Source organism: Tsuneonella sp. HG249 (assembly GCF_053819205.1).
In genome coordinates this window covers 1,745,425-1,760,573 of sequence record NZ_JBSOQY010000001.1, presented here as the reverse complement: position 1 = coordinate 1,760,573, position 15,149 = coordinate 1,745,425, and the positions used below count along the sequence as shown (strand labels likewise).

Annotated in this window: 14 protein-coding genes; 10 read left to right on the top strand and 4 right to left on the bottom strand. The window is 67.9% G+C overall.

Annotation, left to right across the window (positions count from 1 at the left end; translation table 11 throughout):
• Window positions 1-65 precede the first annotated feature (65 nt).
• From ACWPM1_RS08870 to ACWPM1_RS08825, 10 genes are read left to right on the top strand one after another with little or no spacing between them, the layout of a single operon-like run.
• Window positions 66-713, top strand: coding sequence for an XrtA/PEP-CTERM system exopolysaccharide export protein (locus tag ACWPM1_RS08870; protein ID WP_455695147.1), 648 nt, complete (start codon window positions 66-68; stop codon window positions 711-713).
• 10 nt (window positions 714-723) lie between these two features.
• The gene (locus tag ACWPM1_RS08865; RefSeq protein WP_455694474.1) at window positions 724-2,226 is read left to right on the top strand and encodes an XrtA system polysaccharide chain length determinant; all 1,503 of its coding nucleotides are present in this window, start codon (window positions 724-726) and stop codon (window positions 2,224-2,226) included.
• A 13-nt stretch (window positions 2,227-2,239) separates the two neighbouring features.
• On the top strand, window positions 2,240-3,235 hold the full coding sequence (locus tag ACWPM1_RS08860; protein ID WP_455694473.1) for a capsular biosynthesis protein: 996 nt from the start codon (window positions 2,240-2,242) through the stop codon (window positions 3,233-3,235).
• A 4-nt stretch (window positions 3,236-3,239) separates the two neighbouring features.
• On the top strand, window positions 3,240-4,859 hold the full coding sequence (locus ACWPM1_RS08855) for a preprotein translocase subunit YajC (RefSeq protein WP_455694472.1): 1,620 nt from the start codon (window positions 3,240-3,242) through the stop codon (window positions 4,857-4,859).
• Window positions 4,860-4,879: 20 nt separating this feature from the next.
• Window positions 4,880-5,959: an XrtA/PEP-CTERM system-associated ATPase gene (locus tag ACWPM1_RS08850; RefSeq protein ID WP_455694471.1), complete on the top strand. Its 1,080-nt coding sequence runs from the start codon at window positions 4,880-4,882 to the stop codon at window positions 5,957-5,959.
• Window positions 5,960-5,975: 16 nt separating this feature from the next.
• Window positions 5,976-6,863: an XrtA system polysaccharide deacetylase gene (locus tag ACWPM1_RS08845; RefSeq protein ID WP_455694470.1), complete on the top strand. Its 888-nt coding sequence runs from the start codon at window positions 5,976-5,978 to the stop codon at window positions 6,861-6,863.
• Entirely contained in the window at window positions 6,860-7,918 is a 1,059-nt protein-coding gene (locus ACWPM1_RS08840; RefSeq protein WP_455694469.1) for a FemAB family XrtA/PEP-CTERM system-associated protein, read from the top strand. Before ACWPM1_RS08845 ends, ACWPM1_RS08840 begins: the two co-directional genes overlap by 4 nt.
• The gene (locus ACWPM1_RS08835; protein WP_455694468.1) at window positions 7,915-9,135 is read left to right on the top strand and encodes a TIGR03087 family PEP-CTERM/XrtA system glycosyltransferase; all 1,221 of its coding nucleotides are present in this window, start codon (window positions 7,915-7,917) and stop codon (window positions 9,133-9,135) included. The genes ACWPM1_RS08840 and ACWPM1_RS08835 overlap by 4 nt, the downstream gene beginning before the upstream one ends.
• Entirely contained in the window at window positions 9,125-10,108 is a 984-nt protein-coding gene (gene xrtA / locus ACWPM1_RS08830; protein WP_455694467.1) for an exosortase A, read from the top strand. Before ACWPM1_RS08835 ends, xrtA begins: the two co-directional genes overlap by 11 nt.
• Window positions 10,109-10,119: 11 nt before the next feature.
• Window positions 10,120-12,015: an XrtA/PEP-CTERM system amidotransferase gene (locus ACWPM1_RS08825; RefSeq protein WP_455694466.1), complete on the top strand. Its 1,896-nt coding sequence runs from the start codon at window positions 10,120-10,122 to the stop codon at window positions 12,013-12,015.
• On the opposite strand, the gene ACWPM1_RS08820 is transcribed toward ACWPM1_RS08825, so the two are convergent.
• The 4 genes from ACWPM1_RS08820 to ACWPM1_RS08805 all read right to left on the bottom strand — a co-directional run bounded on the left by ACWPM1_RS08820 (window position 12,012) and on the right by ACWPM1_RS08805 (window position 15,134).
• On the bottom strand, window positions 12,012-12,710 hold the full coding sequence (locus ACWPM1_RS08820) for a pirin family protein (protein ID WP_455694465.1): 699 nt from the start codon (window positions 12,708-12,710) through the stop codon (window positions 12,012-12,014). The genes ACWPM1_RS08825 and ACWPM1_RS08820 overlap by 4 nt on opposite strands.
• A gap of 69 nt (window positions 12,711-12,779) precedes the next feature.
• On the bottom strand, window positions 12,780-13,895 hold the full coding sequence (zapE, locus tag ACWPM1_RS08815) for a cell division protein ZapE (RefSeq protein WP_455694464.1): 1,116 nt from the start codon (window positions 13,893-13,895) through the stop codon (window positions 12,780-12,782).
• Window positions 13,895-14,347, bottom strand: a complete 453-nt coding sequence (locus ACWPM1_RS08810) for a PaaI family thioesterase (RefSeq protein ID WP_455694463.1) — start codon at window positions 14,345-14,347, stop codon at window positions 13,895-13,897. Before ACWPM1_RS08810 ends, zapE begins: the two co-directional genes overlap by 1 nt.
• A 4-nt stretch (window positions 14,348-14,351) precedes the next feature.
• On the bottom strand, window positions 14,352-15,134 hold the full coding sequence (locus ACWPM1_RS08805) for a succinate dehydrogenase iron-sulfur subunit (protein WP_455694462.1): 783 nt from the start codon (window positions 15,132-15,134) through the stop codon (window positions 14,352-14,354).
• Between the last annotated feature and the right edge of the window lie 15 nt (window positions 15,135-15,149).

Here is a 15,149-nt window from a genome sequence, read left to right as displayed (position 1 = left end):
GCGTTCCGCGGTGGGCCGGTCGTCACCGGCTCATGCCCCGTGCGGACGCCAGCAAGGACGCTTCGATGCTTGGCTACCGGCCCGTTTTCCATTTCCTGGGCACTGCGCTCGCGGTGCTCGCTCTCGGCGCCTGCACCACTACCGGAGGTTCGGGCCAGTTGCCGCCCGCCTCGTTCGTGGCGATGCAGGAGGGTCCGGGCGAGGACTACGTTATCGGCCCGCTCGACGAGCTCACCATCAGTGTCTGGCGCAATCCCGAGCTGAGTGCGGAGAAGATCCAGGTCCGTCCCGACGGGCGCATCACCACGCCGCTGGTCAACGATCTGCCGGCGGTTGGCAAGACGCCGGCGATGCTTTCGGAAGACATCCGCTCGCGGCTGTCGCAGTATATCGAAGAGCCGCTGGTCAGCGTCATCGTGACCAACTTCGCAGGGACTTTCAGCCAGCAGGTCCGCGTGATCGGCGCGACCGAGAAGCCCGCCAGCATTCCCTTCCGCGCGAACATGACGGTGCTCGACGCGATGATCGCGGTCGGCGGGCTCAGCGAGTTCGCCGCGGGCAACAAGGCCAAGCTGATCCGCTTCGACCGGACGGCCGGCCGCCAGAGCGAGTTCGCCCTGCGCCTCGGCGACCTCCTCAAGAGGGGTGAGAGCGAGGCCAACGTCATGCTCCAGCCCGGCGACGTGATCATCATCCCCGAGAGCATGTTCTGAAGGCCGGGCGATGAACGACGTCTTCGAGGAACTGCGCGCGGCCGCGCACACGGCATGGGCCCGGCGCTGGCTGGTGCTGGGCGTCGCCTGGGGCGTCTGCCTGGTGGGATGGACTGCGGTAGCGCTGATCCCCAACACCTACGAATCCAAAGCCCGGATCTACGTCCAGCTAGACGACGTGTTGTCCGAGCAACTCAAGATCGCGAACGGCGGCGAGGACGAGATCGAGCGGGTCAAGAAGACCCTCGCCGGCGGCGTGAACCTCGAGAAAGTCGTCCGCGCGACCGACCTTGGCCGCGACATCGCCAGCCAGCGCGAGATGGACCGCGAGGTCGAGAACCTGGGTGAGAACGTCAAGATCGAAAGCATCGAGGACAGCCTGTTCACAATCACCGCGACGATAGGCGAACGAGGTCTGTCGGACGCCGAGAATGCAAAGCTGGCGCACACCGTGGTCCAGAAGCTGATCGACATCTTCCGCGAGGAGAACGTCACCGGCAACCGCGGCGAAGTGGCGGATACGGTGGTATTCCTGGACCAGCAGCTCGACCAGCGAAAGGCGGAGCTGGAAGCGGCCGAAGCCAAGCTCTCCGCATTCGAAGCGCAAAACCCCGAGCTCGTCGGCGGCAGCACCGCCATCTCCGGCCGTCTCAATGCGACGCGCGCCGAACTGCGCGGGGTAGAGGCCGACCTGGCGGCGGCGCAAAGCGCGCTGGCGGCGGTGAGCGGCCAGCTTGCCGGCACGCCTCGCACTCTGTCAACAGGCGGTAGCGACGGCAGCGCGCTGGGCCAGGCACAGGCGCAGCTCGCCGGGCTGCAGTCCCGCGGCCTGACCGACAGCCACCCCGATATCGTGGCCCTGAAGCGGCAGATTGCGCTTCTCCAGCGAAGCGGGGGCGGGGCGATCGCGGGCATGCCCAATCCAGCATATAGCTCACTCGTCTCGATCCGCGCCGAGCGCGAGGCCAATGTCTCGGCGCTGATGGCCCGCAAGGCCGCGTTACAGGCCGACATCAGCGGAGGCATGGCCGACCAGGCGAGCGAGCCGGCTGTCTCGGCCGAGGCCAACCGGATCAGTCGCGACTACGAAGTGCTCAAGAAGAAGTATGACGAGCTGCTGCAGAACCGCGAAGAGATGCGGCTGCGCGGGCAGGTCGAGGACCAGCGCTCCAGCTTCAAGTTCGATGTCGTCGATCCGCCGAGCACCCCGCGCCAGCCGGCCTCACCCAACCGCCCGTTGCTGCTGTTCGGCGTATTGCTGGCCGGTCTTGCCGTCGGCGTCGCGACCGTATTTGGCCTGAGCCAGCTGAGGTCGACTTTCGCCACGGCACACTCGCTCGAGCGGGCGCTCGACCTCCCCGTCCTGGGGACGATCTCCGAGACGGTGAGCGAAAGCGCGCGCGCCTTGCGCACCAAGCGGACGAAACAGTTCTACGCGGCGAGCGGCGCCCTCGGCGGACTTTTCGTCCTGCTGCTCGGTATCGAGTTCGTCCAGCGCGGCATGGTCGCGTGAGGGGGCGAGGATAATGACCGAACACAGCAGGATCCCGCTCCCCGGCGCCGCTGACATCGGAAACTCCCTGTTCGAGCGGGCAAGCGGCGCTTTCGGGCTCGATCCCTTCCGGCCCGCGCCGGTCCCGGCAGCGGACGCACACGCCTTCGATCGCCCGCGGGTCGCTCGCACGGCAAAGGCGCCCGCCGCGAAGGCGCCGGAGTTGGCGCCGCTTCCCGACGAACCTTTGCCCGTTACCACCAGCGCGCCAACGAGTGATGCGCGGGAGCGGCCGGTCCGGTTCGGCGGCGTGCGGCACGAGATCGACCGGGAGCGGCTGGCGAACCGCGGCATCATCGTGCCCGAGGCAGGCGCGACCGCGCTCCTCGAGGAGTTTCGTATCGTCAAGCGCCAGGTCCTGTCCGCGGCTCGCGCGTCGGGCGATGCGGCGGCGCGCCGGGTGCTTGTCTGCTCGCCGCATCCGGGGGAAGGCAAGACATTCTGCGCGGTAAACCTGGCCATCGCGATGGCCGGCGAGCGCGGGGCCGAAGTGCTGCTGGTCGATGCCGACTTCGCCAAGCCATCGGTGCTCTCGACCCTCGGGCTGCCGAAAGGCCCGGGCCTGATGGATGCGTTGGCGGACCCGGCGATCGCTGTGGAAAGCCTTGTCATGTCGACCGATATCGAGGGCCTTTTCGTCCTTCCCGCCGGCGGCCAGACGGTCGCGGACAGCGAGTGGCTGGCAAGCGCCCGAACCGCCGAAGTGCTGGACCGCCTCACACGCGGCGCGCCCAATCGGACGGTGGTGTTCGACAGCCCGCCGGCACTCGCCGCATCGCCCGCCGCCGAGCTCGCCAAGCACGTTGGCCAGGCCATCCTCATCGCGCGCGTCGACCAGACCGGACGCAGCGCTCTCGAGGACGCTATCGACCTTCTCGGCGCGTGTCCCAATATCAAGCTGCTGCTCAACGGTGCGCACTTCTCGCCGAGCGGACGCCAGTTCGGTTCATACTATGGCTACGGGGCCTGATCGCATGAGGCGCCTCGCCTGGATACTGGTCTATGCCGCGGCCTGCACCGCGCCCGCCCTGGCGCAGGAGGCCAAGCGCGCCGAACCGTCGAGAACGGCTCGCCTGGCCCCTTACATCGAGGTCAACCAGGTGTTCGCCGCCCAGCTCTCGCCCGGCGACGACGTGGTGACCTACACTCAGGTCGCCGCGGGCGTGGACCTCAGCGTCCAGGGCCGCAACAACGGCGGAGCGGCATCCATCCGTTACGAACGGACGTTCGGCTACGACGATTCCGTGTCGGATGCGTCCACGCTGAGCGGCGTCGCGCGCGGCTATGCTACCATCGTCCCGCGCGCGTTGACGATCGAAGGCGGCGCGCTGGCCACTCGCACGCTGGCGGACGCGAATGGAATTGCCACCAATCCGATTGGTGGCCGCGATACCGCCGACAATCGGGTATATTCGGTCTACGCGGGGCCTAACCTGCACACCAGCGCGGGCGACGCCGAACTCAATGCGAATTACCGTATCGGCTATTCGAAGTTCGAAACCCGTGACGCGATCGCCGCGCCGGGAACTCCGGCTATCGATTTGTCGGACGAGAGCCTCGCGCAGTCGGCCAACGCGCACGTAGGCCTGCGCCCCGACGCACCGCTGCCGATTGGCGTCGGCATCGGCGGGGGCTTCTATCAGGAAGACGTCTCGACCTTCGACCAGCGCGTTCGCGACCGCCATGTTCGCGCCGACGTGACCGTGCCGCTCGGTCCGAGTCTCGCGGCGGTCGGCGGGATCGGTTATGAGGACGTCGAGGTATCGAACCGCGATGCAGTGCGCGACGCCGCCGAAAATCCGGTCGTCGGGGCCGATGGCCGGCTCGTCACCGATAAATCCGCGCCGCGACAAATTGCCTACGACACTTCGGGTCTGATCTGGGATGTCGGAGTGGTCTGGCGTCCTTCGCGGCGCACGGCGGCTGAAGCGCATGTCGGGCAGCGCTACGATTCGACCACCTATTACGGCAGCTTCGCCTGGGCGCCGAACCCCCGCAGCTCGGTCAACGTCTCGGTCTATGACGGGCTCACCGGATTCGGCGGGCAACTCAATCGCGCGCTGGTCGCGCTGCCGACGGACTTCGTCGCCATCCGCAATCCCGTGACCGGCGATCTCGACGGCTGCGTCGCCTCGCTCCAGGGCGGCAATTGCCTCGTCGGCGCGCTCGGCTCGGTGCGCTCGGCGGTCTTCCGCGGCCGGGGCGTTCAGTTGAGCTACGCGCAGCAGGTCGGACGCATGAGCGCGGGACTTGGCCTCGGCTACGACCGGCGCAAGTTCATCGGTGCGCCCGGCACCGTGCTCGCCGCCGCGAACGGCGTGACGGACGAGAGCTACTGGCTGGCGAGCTACGTCACGGGGCAGCTCTCGCCCTACGATTCGTTCACTGTCAATTCGCGCATCCAGTGGCTGATGAGCGACGTCTCGAACGCCGGCGACGCGACCGCGCTCGGCGCATCGGCCGCCTATCGCCGGTACCTCATCGAAGGGCTGTCGGCGAACGCCGCGGTCAGCCTCGACCAGCTCGACAGCGAAGCCGCCGGGCAAGACCTCACTACCGCCGCGGCGCTGCTTGGCCTGCGCTACGATTTCTGACGGCCGAAGGAAGACAGACGATGTTCGACGAATTCTATGGTCTGACCGGACGCCCCTTCCAGCTTACCCCGGACCCAAGGTTCTATTTCGAGAGCAGCACGCACAAGAAGGCGCTTAGCTACCTCGGCTACGGTCTTTCGCAGGGCGAGGGCTTCATCGTCATCACCGGCGAAGTCGGTGCGGGCAAGTCTACGCTGGTCGCCCACCTCATGCGCAAAATCGATCCGGCCCAGCTGACCGTGGGCCAGGTCGTCACCAGCAACCTCGATGGCGAGGAGCTGATTCACGTCGTCGCGCAGTCGCTGGGGCTCGCGGTTGAAGGCCACGACAAGGCCAGCGCGCTTGGCGCGATCGAGGCGTTCCTGCACGAGGAAGCGCGGGCGGGTCGCCGCTGCCTGCTGGTGGTCGACGAGTCGCAGAACCTCACGATCGAGGCTCTCGAAGAACTTCGGATGCTGTCCAACTTCCAGCTCGGCAGCCACCCGCTGCTGCAGACCTTGCTGCTCGGCCAGCCGGAGTTTCAGCGGACGCTGGCGGAGCACGATCGGCTCGAGCAACTGCGCCAGCGCGTGATCGCAGCGCATCATCTCGGGGCGATGGAGCCCGCCGAGGTGGAGCGCTACGTCAGGCACCGCCTCGAATGCGTGGGATGGGCTGGCAACCCGTCCGTCAGTGCCGGCGTGTTCACCGCGCTTTACGAGGCGACGGGGGGAATCCCGAGGCGGATCAACCAGTTGATGAACCGTCTGTTGTTGCTCGGCGCCGTCGAGCAGCGGAGCGAGATCGACACGGCAATGCTGGCAGCGGTTCGCCGCGAGATGGCGAGCGATAGCGTGACGCCCGTCGCCGTGCCGCGCGAACAGTCGCATGCCCGCTCGGAAGCTCCGGCTCGGGTTGTGAAAGACACATCGCCTGCGCCTGTCCCCAGCGAGGTCCACGTAGGCGGTTTCCGCGGTGTCGACGACCGTTCGCGGGAAGAGTTGGAGCGGCGGTTGGCTACCCTCGAGAGCCGGGTCTCGGACCAGGAAGCGGCGGTACGCCACGTGCTCACCATGCTCATCGAATGGTTCGAGGCCGAAGCGCCGCGCGTCGCTGCCTAGGCGGCAGGCAGTCTACATGGCGTTACCCACCATCCCCCCCGGCCGGATCGTCAACGGTCTGTCCGTCGACGTCGAGGACTGGTTCCAGGTCGGGGCCTTCGAGAACGTGATTGCTCGTGACACCTGGGACGCGCTGCCCTTGCGGGTGAGCGATAACGTGTTGCGGATCCTCGACCTGTTCGCCGAGGCGGAGGTGAAGGCCACGTTCTTCACGCTGGGGTGGGTCGCGCGGCGCAGCCCCGCGCTGATGCGCCGCATCGCCGATGCGGGTCACGAGATCGCCAGCCACGGCTGGGATCACGCGCGGGTGCACACGCTCGACCGCAAGAGCTTCGGCGCGGACATTGCGCGGGCCCGCAAGGTGCTGGAAGACATCACCGGAACACCTGTCTCGGGCTACCGGGCGCCCAGCTTCTCGATCGATCACCGGACTCCGTGGGCCTATAGGGAACTAGCTGAGCAGGGCTATGCCTACAGCTCCTCGGTCGCGCCGGTGGCGCACGATCACTACGGCTGGCCCGACGCGCCGCGATTCGCTTTTCAGCCGCTGCCCTGGCACCCGCTGATCGAATTGCCGGTGACGACCGCCATCCTCGGTGGCCGGCGCGTGGCGGCGGGTGGCGGCGGGTTCTTCCGCGTCCTCCCCTATGCCTTCAGCCGCTGGGCGATCCGCCAGGTCAACCGGCACGACCGCCGGCCGGCCGTATTCTATTTCCATCCGTGGGAAGTCGATCCCGCCCAGCCGCGCGTTCCGGACGCGCCGATCCGCTCGCGGCTGAGGCATTACACCAACCTCGAGCGGATGGCCGGCAAGCTGCGCGAGCTCGTCCACGAGTTCGCGTGGGGCCGGATGGACATGCTCGCCCACCGGGAGGCGGCCCACGCCGCAAGCCTGGCGGCATGAACGCCCCGTTCGCCCTCGCTGCCGAGACGATCGCGCTGGCGAACCTCGACCACCCGGGAGAGGCCGAAAGAATCGAGCGGTTCGTGGCCACCATGGGCGGCACGCCCTTCCATCGGCCGGCATGGCTGTGCGCGGTCGAGCGGGGCACCGGGCAACGGGCGCTCGGGCTGATTGCGGAGAAACGCGGCGAGTTGACCGGTTGGTTGCCTCTGACCGAGGTGCACTCGCCGCTGTTCCCGCGCGCGCTGGTCTCGAGCGGGTTTGCCGTCGGCGGCGGGCCACTGGCCGAACGCGAGGCGACCGCGCACGCCCTCTGCGAAGCCGCGGCGGAGCTGGCCGCCCGGCGGGCCTGCGCTTCGGTCGAACTCCGCGGCGGCAGCGCCCCGACAGGATGGCGGGTCTGCACGACCAGCCACGCCAGCTTTACCGCCCCGCTTGCCCCCAACGACGAAGCCCAGTTGCTGGCCATCCCGCGCAAGCAACGGGCCGAGGTGCGCAAGGCGCTCGACCATGATTTCGCGGTGGAAACCGGGACGGGCGAGCGACATCGCGAAGCTCACTATGCGGTCTACGCCGCGAGCGTGCGCAATCTCGGCACGCCGGTCTTTCCGCGCGCGCTGTTCGATGCGGTGCTCGACAATCTCGGCGCCGATATCCTGACGGTGAGTCTGGCCGGAGCGCCGGTCGCCAGCGTGCTCAGCCTTTACCACCACGGCACGGTCATGCCGTACTGGGGCGGCGGCACATTCGCCGCGCGCACCTCGCGCGCCAACGAGCGGATGTATTTCGAGCTCATGCGCCACGCCCTTGCACGGGGTTGCCACACGTTCGACTTCGGCCGCTCGAAAGTCGGCAGCGGCGCGTTCGCCTACAAGAAGAACTGGGGCTTCGAACCCCAGCCGCTGGCCTATGCGACGTGGTCGGCACCGGGGGCGGAAGTGCGCGACGTCGATCCGACCAGCGAGGCCTATTCGGGCAAGATCGCCGCGTGGAAGCGCCTGCCGTTGCCGCTCGTCAACCGGCTCGGGCCCGCCATCGCCCGCGGCCTTGCATGACCGGCGAGGTCCTCTTCATCGCGCATCGCATGCCGTTTCCGCCCGACCGCGGGGACAAGATCCGCTCGCACCACCTGTTGAAGGCGATCGCGTCGTTGGCGCCCGTGCACGTCGCCACGCTGGGCGAGACGCCGGCGGACTTCGCCGCCGAGCCGATGCTGGCCGAAGTGGCCGCGAGCCACTGCCTCTTGCCTCGCCCCGCGCTGCTACCCTCGGCCCTGCGGGCCATGGCCGGCGGTCGACCCGTTTCCCTGCAGGCGTTCGACAGCCCGCCGCTCAAAGCGTGGATTGCCCGAACGCTAGCCGAACGGCCGATCGAGACCGTGTTCGTGTTCTCCGGGCAGATGGGCCAGTATATTCCGCCAGGCTTTCACGGCCGTGTCGTGGTCGACTTGTGCGACGTCGATTCCGCGAAGTTCGACGCCTACGCCCGGCAGCGAAGCGCGCCGCGGGCGTGGATCGATGCCCGCGAGGGCCGCCTGCTGGCCGCCGAGGAGGCCTGCCTCGCACGCCGCGCCGATGCCACGCTGCTGGTCAGCGAGGCGGAAGCCGACCTTCTCCGCACGCGGATCGGCCTGCAATCCAATGTCATGGCGGTGGGCAACGGTATCGACGCAGCGCACTTCGACCCAGCCACGGTCACGCCGCCTGAAGCGCTCACCTGCGAAGCCGGGCCGCATCTCGTCTTCACCGGGCAGATGGATTACCTGCCCAACGTCGCCGCCGTGCGCCGCGCCGCCAGCGCTATCATGCCCGCCGTCCGTTCGATCTTCCCGGCCGCCCAGTTCCACATCGTCGGGCGAGCCCCGACCGCCGACGTACGCGCCTTGGGCGGCCTCCACGGCACCCGCGTGTGGGGCGAAGTGGCCGACGTTCGCCCCTTTCTCGCCGCCGCCGACGCCATCCTCGCGCCGCTGGAGATCGCGCGCGGGGTGCAGAACAAGGTGCTGGAGGCGATGGCCATGGCTCGCCCCGTGATCCTGTCGCCCGAGGCGGCGACGGGCATCGGGGGCGAGTCCGGAATTCACTACGCCGTGGCCGCCAGCGACGAGGGCCTGGCCGGCGCCGCCATCGGCCTGCTGGCAGACCGTCCCCGCGCACTGGCGATGGGATCGGCAGCGCGCCGCTTCGTGGTGGCGAACAAAAGTTGGACCGCGGCGCTCGCTCCCATCGCATGCCTGTTGTCGCCGACCGAAAGACGCCGCGATGCCGCGTGAACTCGCGCTCATGGCCTTCGCGTCGGCATGGCAGGTTGCGCTCGGGCGGCTGGCGCTGGCCTCGGCTGCGCTGCTCGCGGTCACTTTCGCCGAATGGCGGAAAATGGCTCACCAGTGGTGGGATATCGATACATACAACCACATCCTCCTGTTGCCCGCGATCCTCGCCTGGCTCTTGTGGCTGCGGCGCGACCAGCTGGCGCAGACCGCTCCCCGAGGCTGGTGGCCGGGGCTGCTCTGGCTCGGCGCGGGCATGTTGCTGTGGCTGGGCGGGCGCGCGGCGGACATCAACCTCGTTGCGCAAGGGGGCGTGATTGTCGCCTTCCAGGGTGCGATCGCCGCGCTGCTTGGAGTACGGGTCGCGCTCGTTGCGGCCTTTCCGCTCGGCTACGCGCTGCTGCTGGTCCCTTTCGGCGACGAGCTGATCCCGCTGCTCCAGCAGGTCACCGCGCGGATTGCCGTGGCGATGACCCATGCAAGCGGCATACCGGCGGTAGTCGATGGTCTCTACATCGACACGCCGGGCGGCAAGTTCGTGGTGGCCGAGGAGTGCTCGGGGGTGAAGTTCCTCGTCGCGATGACGGCGCTGAGCATCCTCGTGGCGTGGACCGGGTTCACTAGCTGGAAGAAGCGCGTCGCCCTCGTGGCCGGAGCCGGGCTCGTCTCGATCCTCGCCAATGGGGTGCGGGCGTGGGGCACGATATTCGCGGCGCAGTACGTGGGCGAGGAGCGGGCCGGGGGGCTCGACCACATCGTTTATGGCTGGGTCTTCTTCGCGATTGTGATGGCAGCGGTGCTCGCCGTCTCGTGGCGGCACTTCGAACGCGAATCCGGTGAGGCCGGCCTGACCGCCGAAGAAGCGGCGGTGCATCCGCTCGTCCGGTTCGAAGCCCACGGCATCGGGCCGGACGTCGCGCTGGCAATCGTCGCGGGAGTCGCGATCCTCTTTGCCGCGCTTGCCGCGCTGGTCTAGGCACGCCGCCGATGTGCGGGATTGCGGGGATATTCCATTGCGGCACCCCCAAGCCGGTCGATCCGGCGCGGGTCAGGGCGATGGCGGACGCGCTCGCGCACCGCGGGCCCGACGGCGAGGGGGTGTGGACCGCCCCCGGCGTCGGCCTGGGTCATCGCCGCCTGTCGATCATCGATCTCGCCGGCTCGCCCCAACCGATGCCGTCCGCAGATGGCCGGGCGATGCTAGTGTTCAACGGCGAAATCTACAATTTCAAGGAATTGCGCCGCGAACTTGAGAGCTTGGGTGCGCAGTTCCGTACCGCAGGCGACAGCGAAACGATACTCGCCGCCTGGCAGCAGTGGGGCCCTGATTGCCTCACCCGCCTGCACGGGATGTTTGCGTTCGCCATCTACGACCTCGATCGCCGCACGCTGTTCCTCGCCCGAGACCGGTTGGGCGTGAAGCCGCTGTTCACGGCCCGGCTCAGCGACGGCAGCCTTGCCTTCGCCTCCGAGCTCAAGGGCCTGCTCGCGCACCCGCTGTTGCGGCGGGAAATCGATCCACTGGCGGTCGAGGATTATCTCGCCTGGGGCTACGTTCCGGATCACCGCTCGATCCTGAAAGGCGTGGAAAAGCTGCCCGCCGGGCATTACCGCCTGCTCAGGCACGATGCGCCGCCCGCCGCGCCGGTGCGGTGGTGGGACGTCAGCTTCGCCGAACGGCGGCGCGAGAGTGCGGCCGACCTCGAGAGCGAGCTGCTCTTCCGCCTGCGCGAAGCCGTCACAAGCAGGATGACCGCCGACGTCCCCCTGGGGGCATTCCTCTCGGGTGGCGTCGACAGCTCGAGCGTCGTCGCCCTGATGGCCGAGGCGAGCCGCGACCCCGTCCGCACGTGTTCGATCGGGTTCGACGATAGCGCGATCGACGAAACGTCCTACGCCCGCGAAGTCGCGGACCGGTTCGGGACCGACCACCGCGAGCGCGTGGTCTCGAGCGACGATTTCGCGGAGATCGGCCCGTTGGCCGCGATGTTCGACGAACCTTTCGCCGATGCCAGCGCCTTGCCGACCTTGCGAGTGTGCCAGCTGGCGCGCGAGAGCGTGACCGTGGCGCTGTCGGGCGACGGGGCGGACGAGGCTTTCGCAGGCTATCGCCGCCAGCGGTTCCAGGCCGCTGAGGAACGCGCGAGAGCGGTCCTGCCCGCCGGGCTTCGGGAGCCCGTGTTCGGCCTGCTTGGACGCATCTGGCCCAAGGCCGACTGGGCGCCGCGAGCACTGCGCGCCAAGACCACCTTCCAGTCGCTCGCCGCCTCGGGCGAGGAGGGGTACGCGCGGGCGCTCGCCGTGACCGCACCGGAGATCCGCGCTTCGCTCTATTCTTCGGCCTTCCGCCGCGAGCTGGGCGACTACCGCGCCGAGCAGCCGCTGGTGGAGACGATGCGTAGCGCGCCGGCTCGCTCGGGGCTCGACCGCGCCCAATACGCCGACCTCAAGTTCTGGCTTCCGGGCGATATCCTCACCAAGGTCGACCGGACGAGCATGGCCGTCAGCCTCGAAGCGCGCGAGCCGTTGCTGGACCATCGCCTGATCGAGTTCGCCGCAGGGCTGCCCGAACGGCTCCGTATTCGCGGCGGGCAGGGCAAGTGGCTGCTCAAGCACACGATGGAGCGGTACCTCCCTCGCGAGGTGCTCTACCGGCCCAAGCAGGGGTTCGTGACGCCGATCGCCCAGTGGCTGCGAGGGCCGCTCGCGGGGGAGGCGCGGGCCATTAGCCGCGGCGCCGCGCTGGCGCGAACCGGGTGGTTCGATGGCGACCGCATCGCGAGAATGGCCGGAGCGCATATCTCAGGGCGCTCCGACCACTCCCGGCTGCTCTGGCAGCTGCTGATGCTCGACCGCTCCCTGGCGGCCCTGAAGGTAGCCTAGCGGCTATCGACGAGAACGACTTCGGCGTCCTCGAGCGCTTCGACTTCGAGCGCATTCTCGCCGGTGATCGCTACCCCGTCGCGCGCCGAGACCTCCTGTCCGTTCACCCGCAGTCGTCCGTTGACCGGCACGAGATACTGGTGGCGGGTCGGGTCGAGCGAGCGTTGCAGGCTTTGTCCCACCGATAGGTTCGCCGCGAGCACTTGCGCGTCGGCCCGGATCGGCAGGGCATCGTCGCGCTCGGAGTCGCCGCTCGCTAGAACCACCCAGTCGCCTGTCCGGCTGTCGCGCGGAAACTCGCGCGTACCCCAACTCGGGCTCTCGCCGGCGCTGTCGGGAATGATCCACAGCTGGAACAGCGTGGTCTGCTCGTCTTCGAGGTTGTATTCCGCATGGGTGATGCCGGTGCCGGCGCTCATCACCTGCACGTCGCCCGCGACCGTCCGCCCGCGATTGCCGAGCGAGTCCTGATGGCTGATCGCGCCCGAAAGCACGAAAGTGACGATCTCCATGTCGCGATGCGGATGCGGCGGGAAGCCACTCTTCGCGGCGATCGTGTCGTCGTTCCACACGCGGAGCGCGCCCCAACCCATCCGGGCTGGGTCGTGGTAGTCGGCGAAGCTGAAGTGAAAGCGGGTGTCGAGCCAGCCGTGGTTGCGATGCGCGAGGCTGTCGCGCGAGCGGATGTCGATCATGTCGGGTAGTCCACCTCGGCGGGGTGTTGCCGCCGGAATACCTGGAATGTGGGGTCGTTGCGGGCCCGTTCAACCCTCCACACCGTGCCCCTGCGCCATGTAATCGGCGCTGCGCATTTCCTCCAGCCGGCTGACCGTGCGCGCGAACTCGAAGCTGCCCTCGCCGGCGCTGTAGAGTGCCTCGGGCTCGGCGGCCGCCGCGACGAACAGCTTGACCTTGTGCTCGTAGAGCGCGTCGACGAGCTTGGTGAAGCGGATCGCCTCGTTGCGGTTCTCCGGGCCCATCACCGGAATGCCGACGACGATCACCGTGTGGTAGGCGCGGGCGATGGCGAGGTAGTCGGCCGCACCGCGGTTCTCCCCACACAGCCGCTTGAAGCTGAACACCGCGACGCCCTTGAGGCTCTTGGGTACGTGCAGCGTGCGCCCGCCGCCGAGGTCGAGCTCGGCGCTGGGGACGTGGGCGGCGTCCTCCGGCTTGTAGTCGGTCAGGCGGAAGAACGCCTCGCGCACTTGCGCGGTGGCGGCCTCGCCCAGCGGTGAGTGCCAAGTGGCGATCCCTGCAAGGCGGTCGAGCCGGTAGTCGACCGGCCCGTCGAGCGCGATCACGTCCATCTTCGTCTCGACGAGTTCGATGAAGGGCACGAACAGCGAGCGGTTCAGCCCGTCCTTGTAGAGATCGCGGGGCGGGCGGTTGCTTGTCGTGACCACGGTCACCCCCTCGTCAACGATCAGGGCCGTGAACAACCGGGCCATGATCGCCGCGTCGGCGGTGTTGTTCACCACCATCTCGTCGAACGCGAGGCAGCGCACGTCTTCGGCCAGCCGCGCCGCGACCGGCGCGATCGGATCGCCGGCCTCCTTCGCCCGCTCCTCGCGGATTAGCTGGTCGACCTCGAGCATGAAGGCGTGGAAGTGGACGCGGCGCTTTTCCGGGATCGCCAGGGTGTCGACGAACAAGTCCATCAGCATCGACTTGCCGCGCCCGACTCCGCCCCAGAGGTAGATTCCGCGCGGTTGCGCACGGCTTCGGGCGAACAATCGATCGAACAGGCCGGGGCTGGCGCTCGATTCAAGTTTGATCTGCAGCCGATCAAGCGCTTCATTCGCACGTCGTTGATCGGGGTCCGGGCGCAATTCGCCGCCCTCGATCAGTGCCTCGTAGCGCGCCAGCAGGCTCGCCATCAGCCTACTGCCTTGCGAACCAGCCCGGAATAGGCGGCCACAAGATGCTCGCCCTGCTCGACATGACCGCGCATGAAGACCGTGCGGCGGGTCTCGTGCAAGACTTCGACGAGCGCATCCAGCGGCTCGCTCATCCTGCCCGCGCCGATAAACTGGGTAGAAAGCTCAAGGGTCACCGCTCGCGCGCCCTCGTTGTCCGTCAACGTGCGCATTCCGGCGAACATCGCGATGTCGATGAGCGCCAGCGTAACCGCGCCATGGATCATGTCCTGCAGGTTCGAGTGCTTCCGCTCGGGCTGCATCCGCACCCGGCATTTGCCGTCTTCGACGCGAAGCAGCATCGGCCCCATGACCGCGTGGTTGAAGCGAGTTTCGTCGATAATGTTCCAGGTATACCAGCCGGGATGGTCGTCCGAGGGCCGGTATCGGAAGAAACGATTGTCCTCACTCACGGGCTCAGCCGTGCTTCTCGACCTGCAGCTTCTTGATCTCGGCAATCGCCTTGGCCGGGTTGAGACCCTTGGGGCACACGTTCGCGCAGTTCATGATCGTATGGCAGCGGTACAGGCGGAAGGGATCCTCGAGCTGCTCGAGCCGCTCCCCAGTCATCTCGTCGCGGCTGTCGGCGAGCCAGCGATAGGCCTGCAGCAGGATCGCCGGCCCCAGAAACTTGTCGCTGTTCCACCAATAGCTGGGGCAAGCGGTCGAGCAGCACGCGCATAGAATGCACTCGTAAAGCCCGTCGAGCTTTTCGCGCTGCTCGGGGCTCTGGAGCCGTTCCTTCCCGCTCGGCGTAGGGCTGACAGTCTGGAGCCACGGGCGGATCGATGCATACTGCGCGTAGAAGCGCGAGAAATCGGGCACCAGGTCCTTGATCACCGACATCGCGGGGAGGGGGGTGATGCGCACCTCGCCCTTCAGGTCCTCGATCGCCGTGGTGCAGGCGAGACCGTTGCGGCCGTCCATGTTCATCGAGCAGGAGCCGCAGATGCCCTCGCGGCACGAGCGCCGGAAGGTGAGCGTGGGATCGATCTCGTTCTTGATCTTGATCAGAGCGTCCAGCACCATCGGCCCGCAATCGTCGAGATCGATTTCGAACGTATCGTAGCGCGGGTTTTCGCCGCTATCGGGGTCGAAGCGGTAGATCTTGAATTTCTTCAGCCGGTTGGCGTTCGCCGCGGTATGGACACGGCTCTTGCCCGTGATCTGCGAGTTCTTCGGAAGCGTGAAGGTGGCCATCGGCGCGCGTGTCCT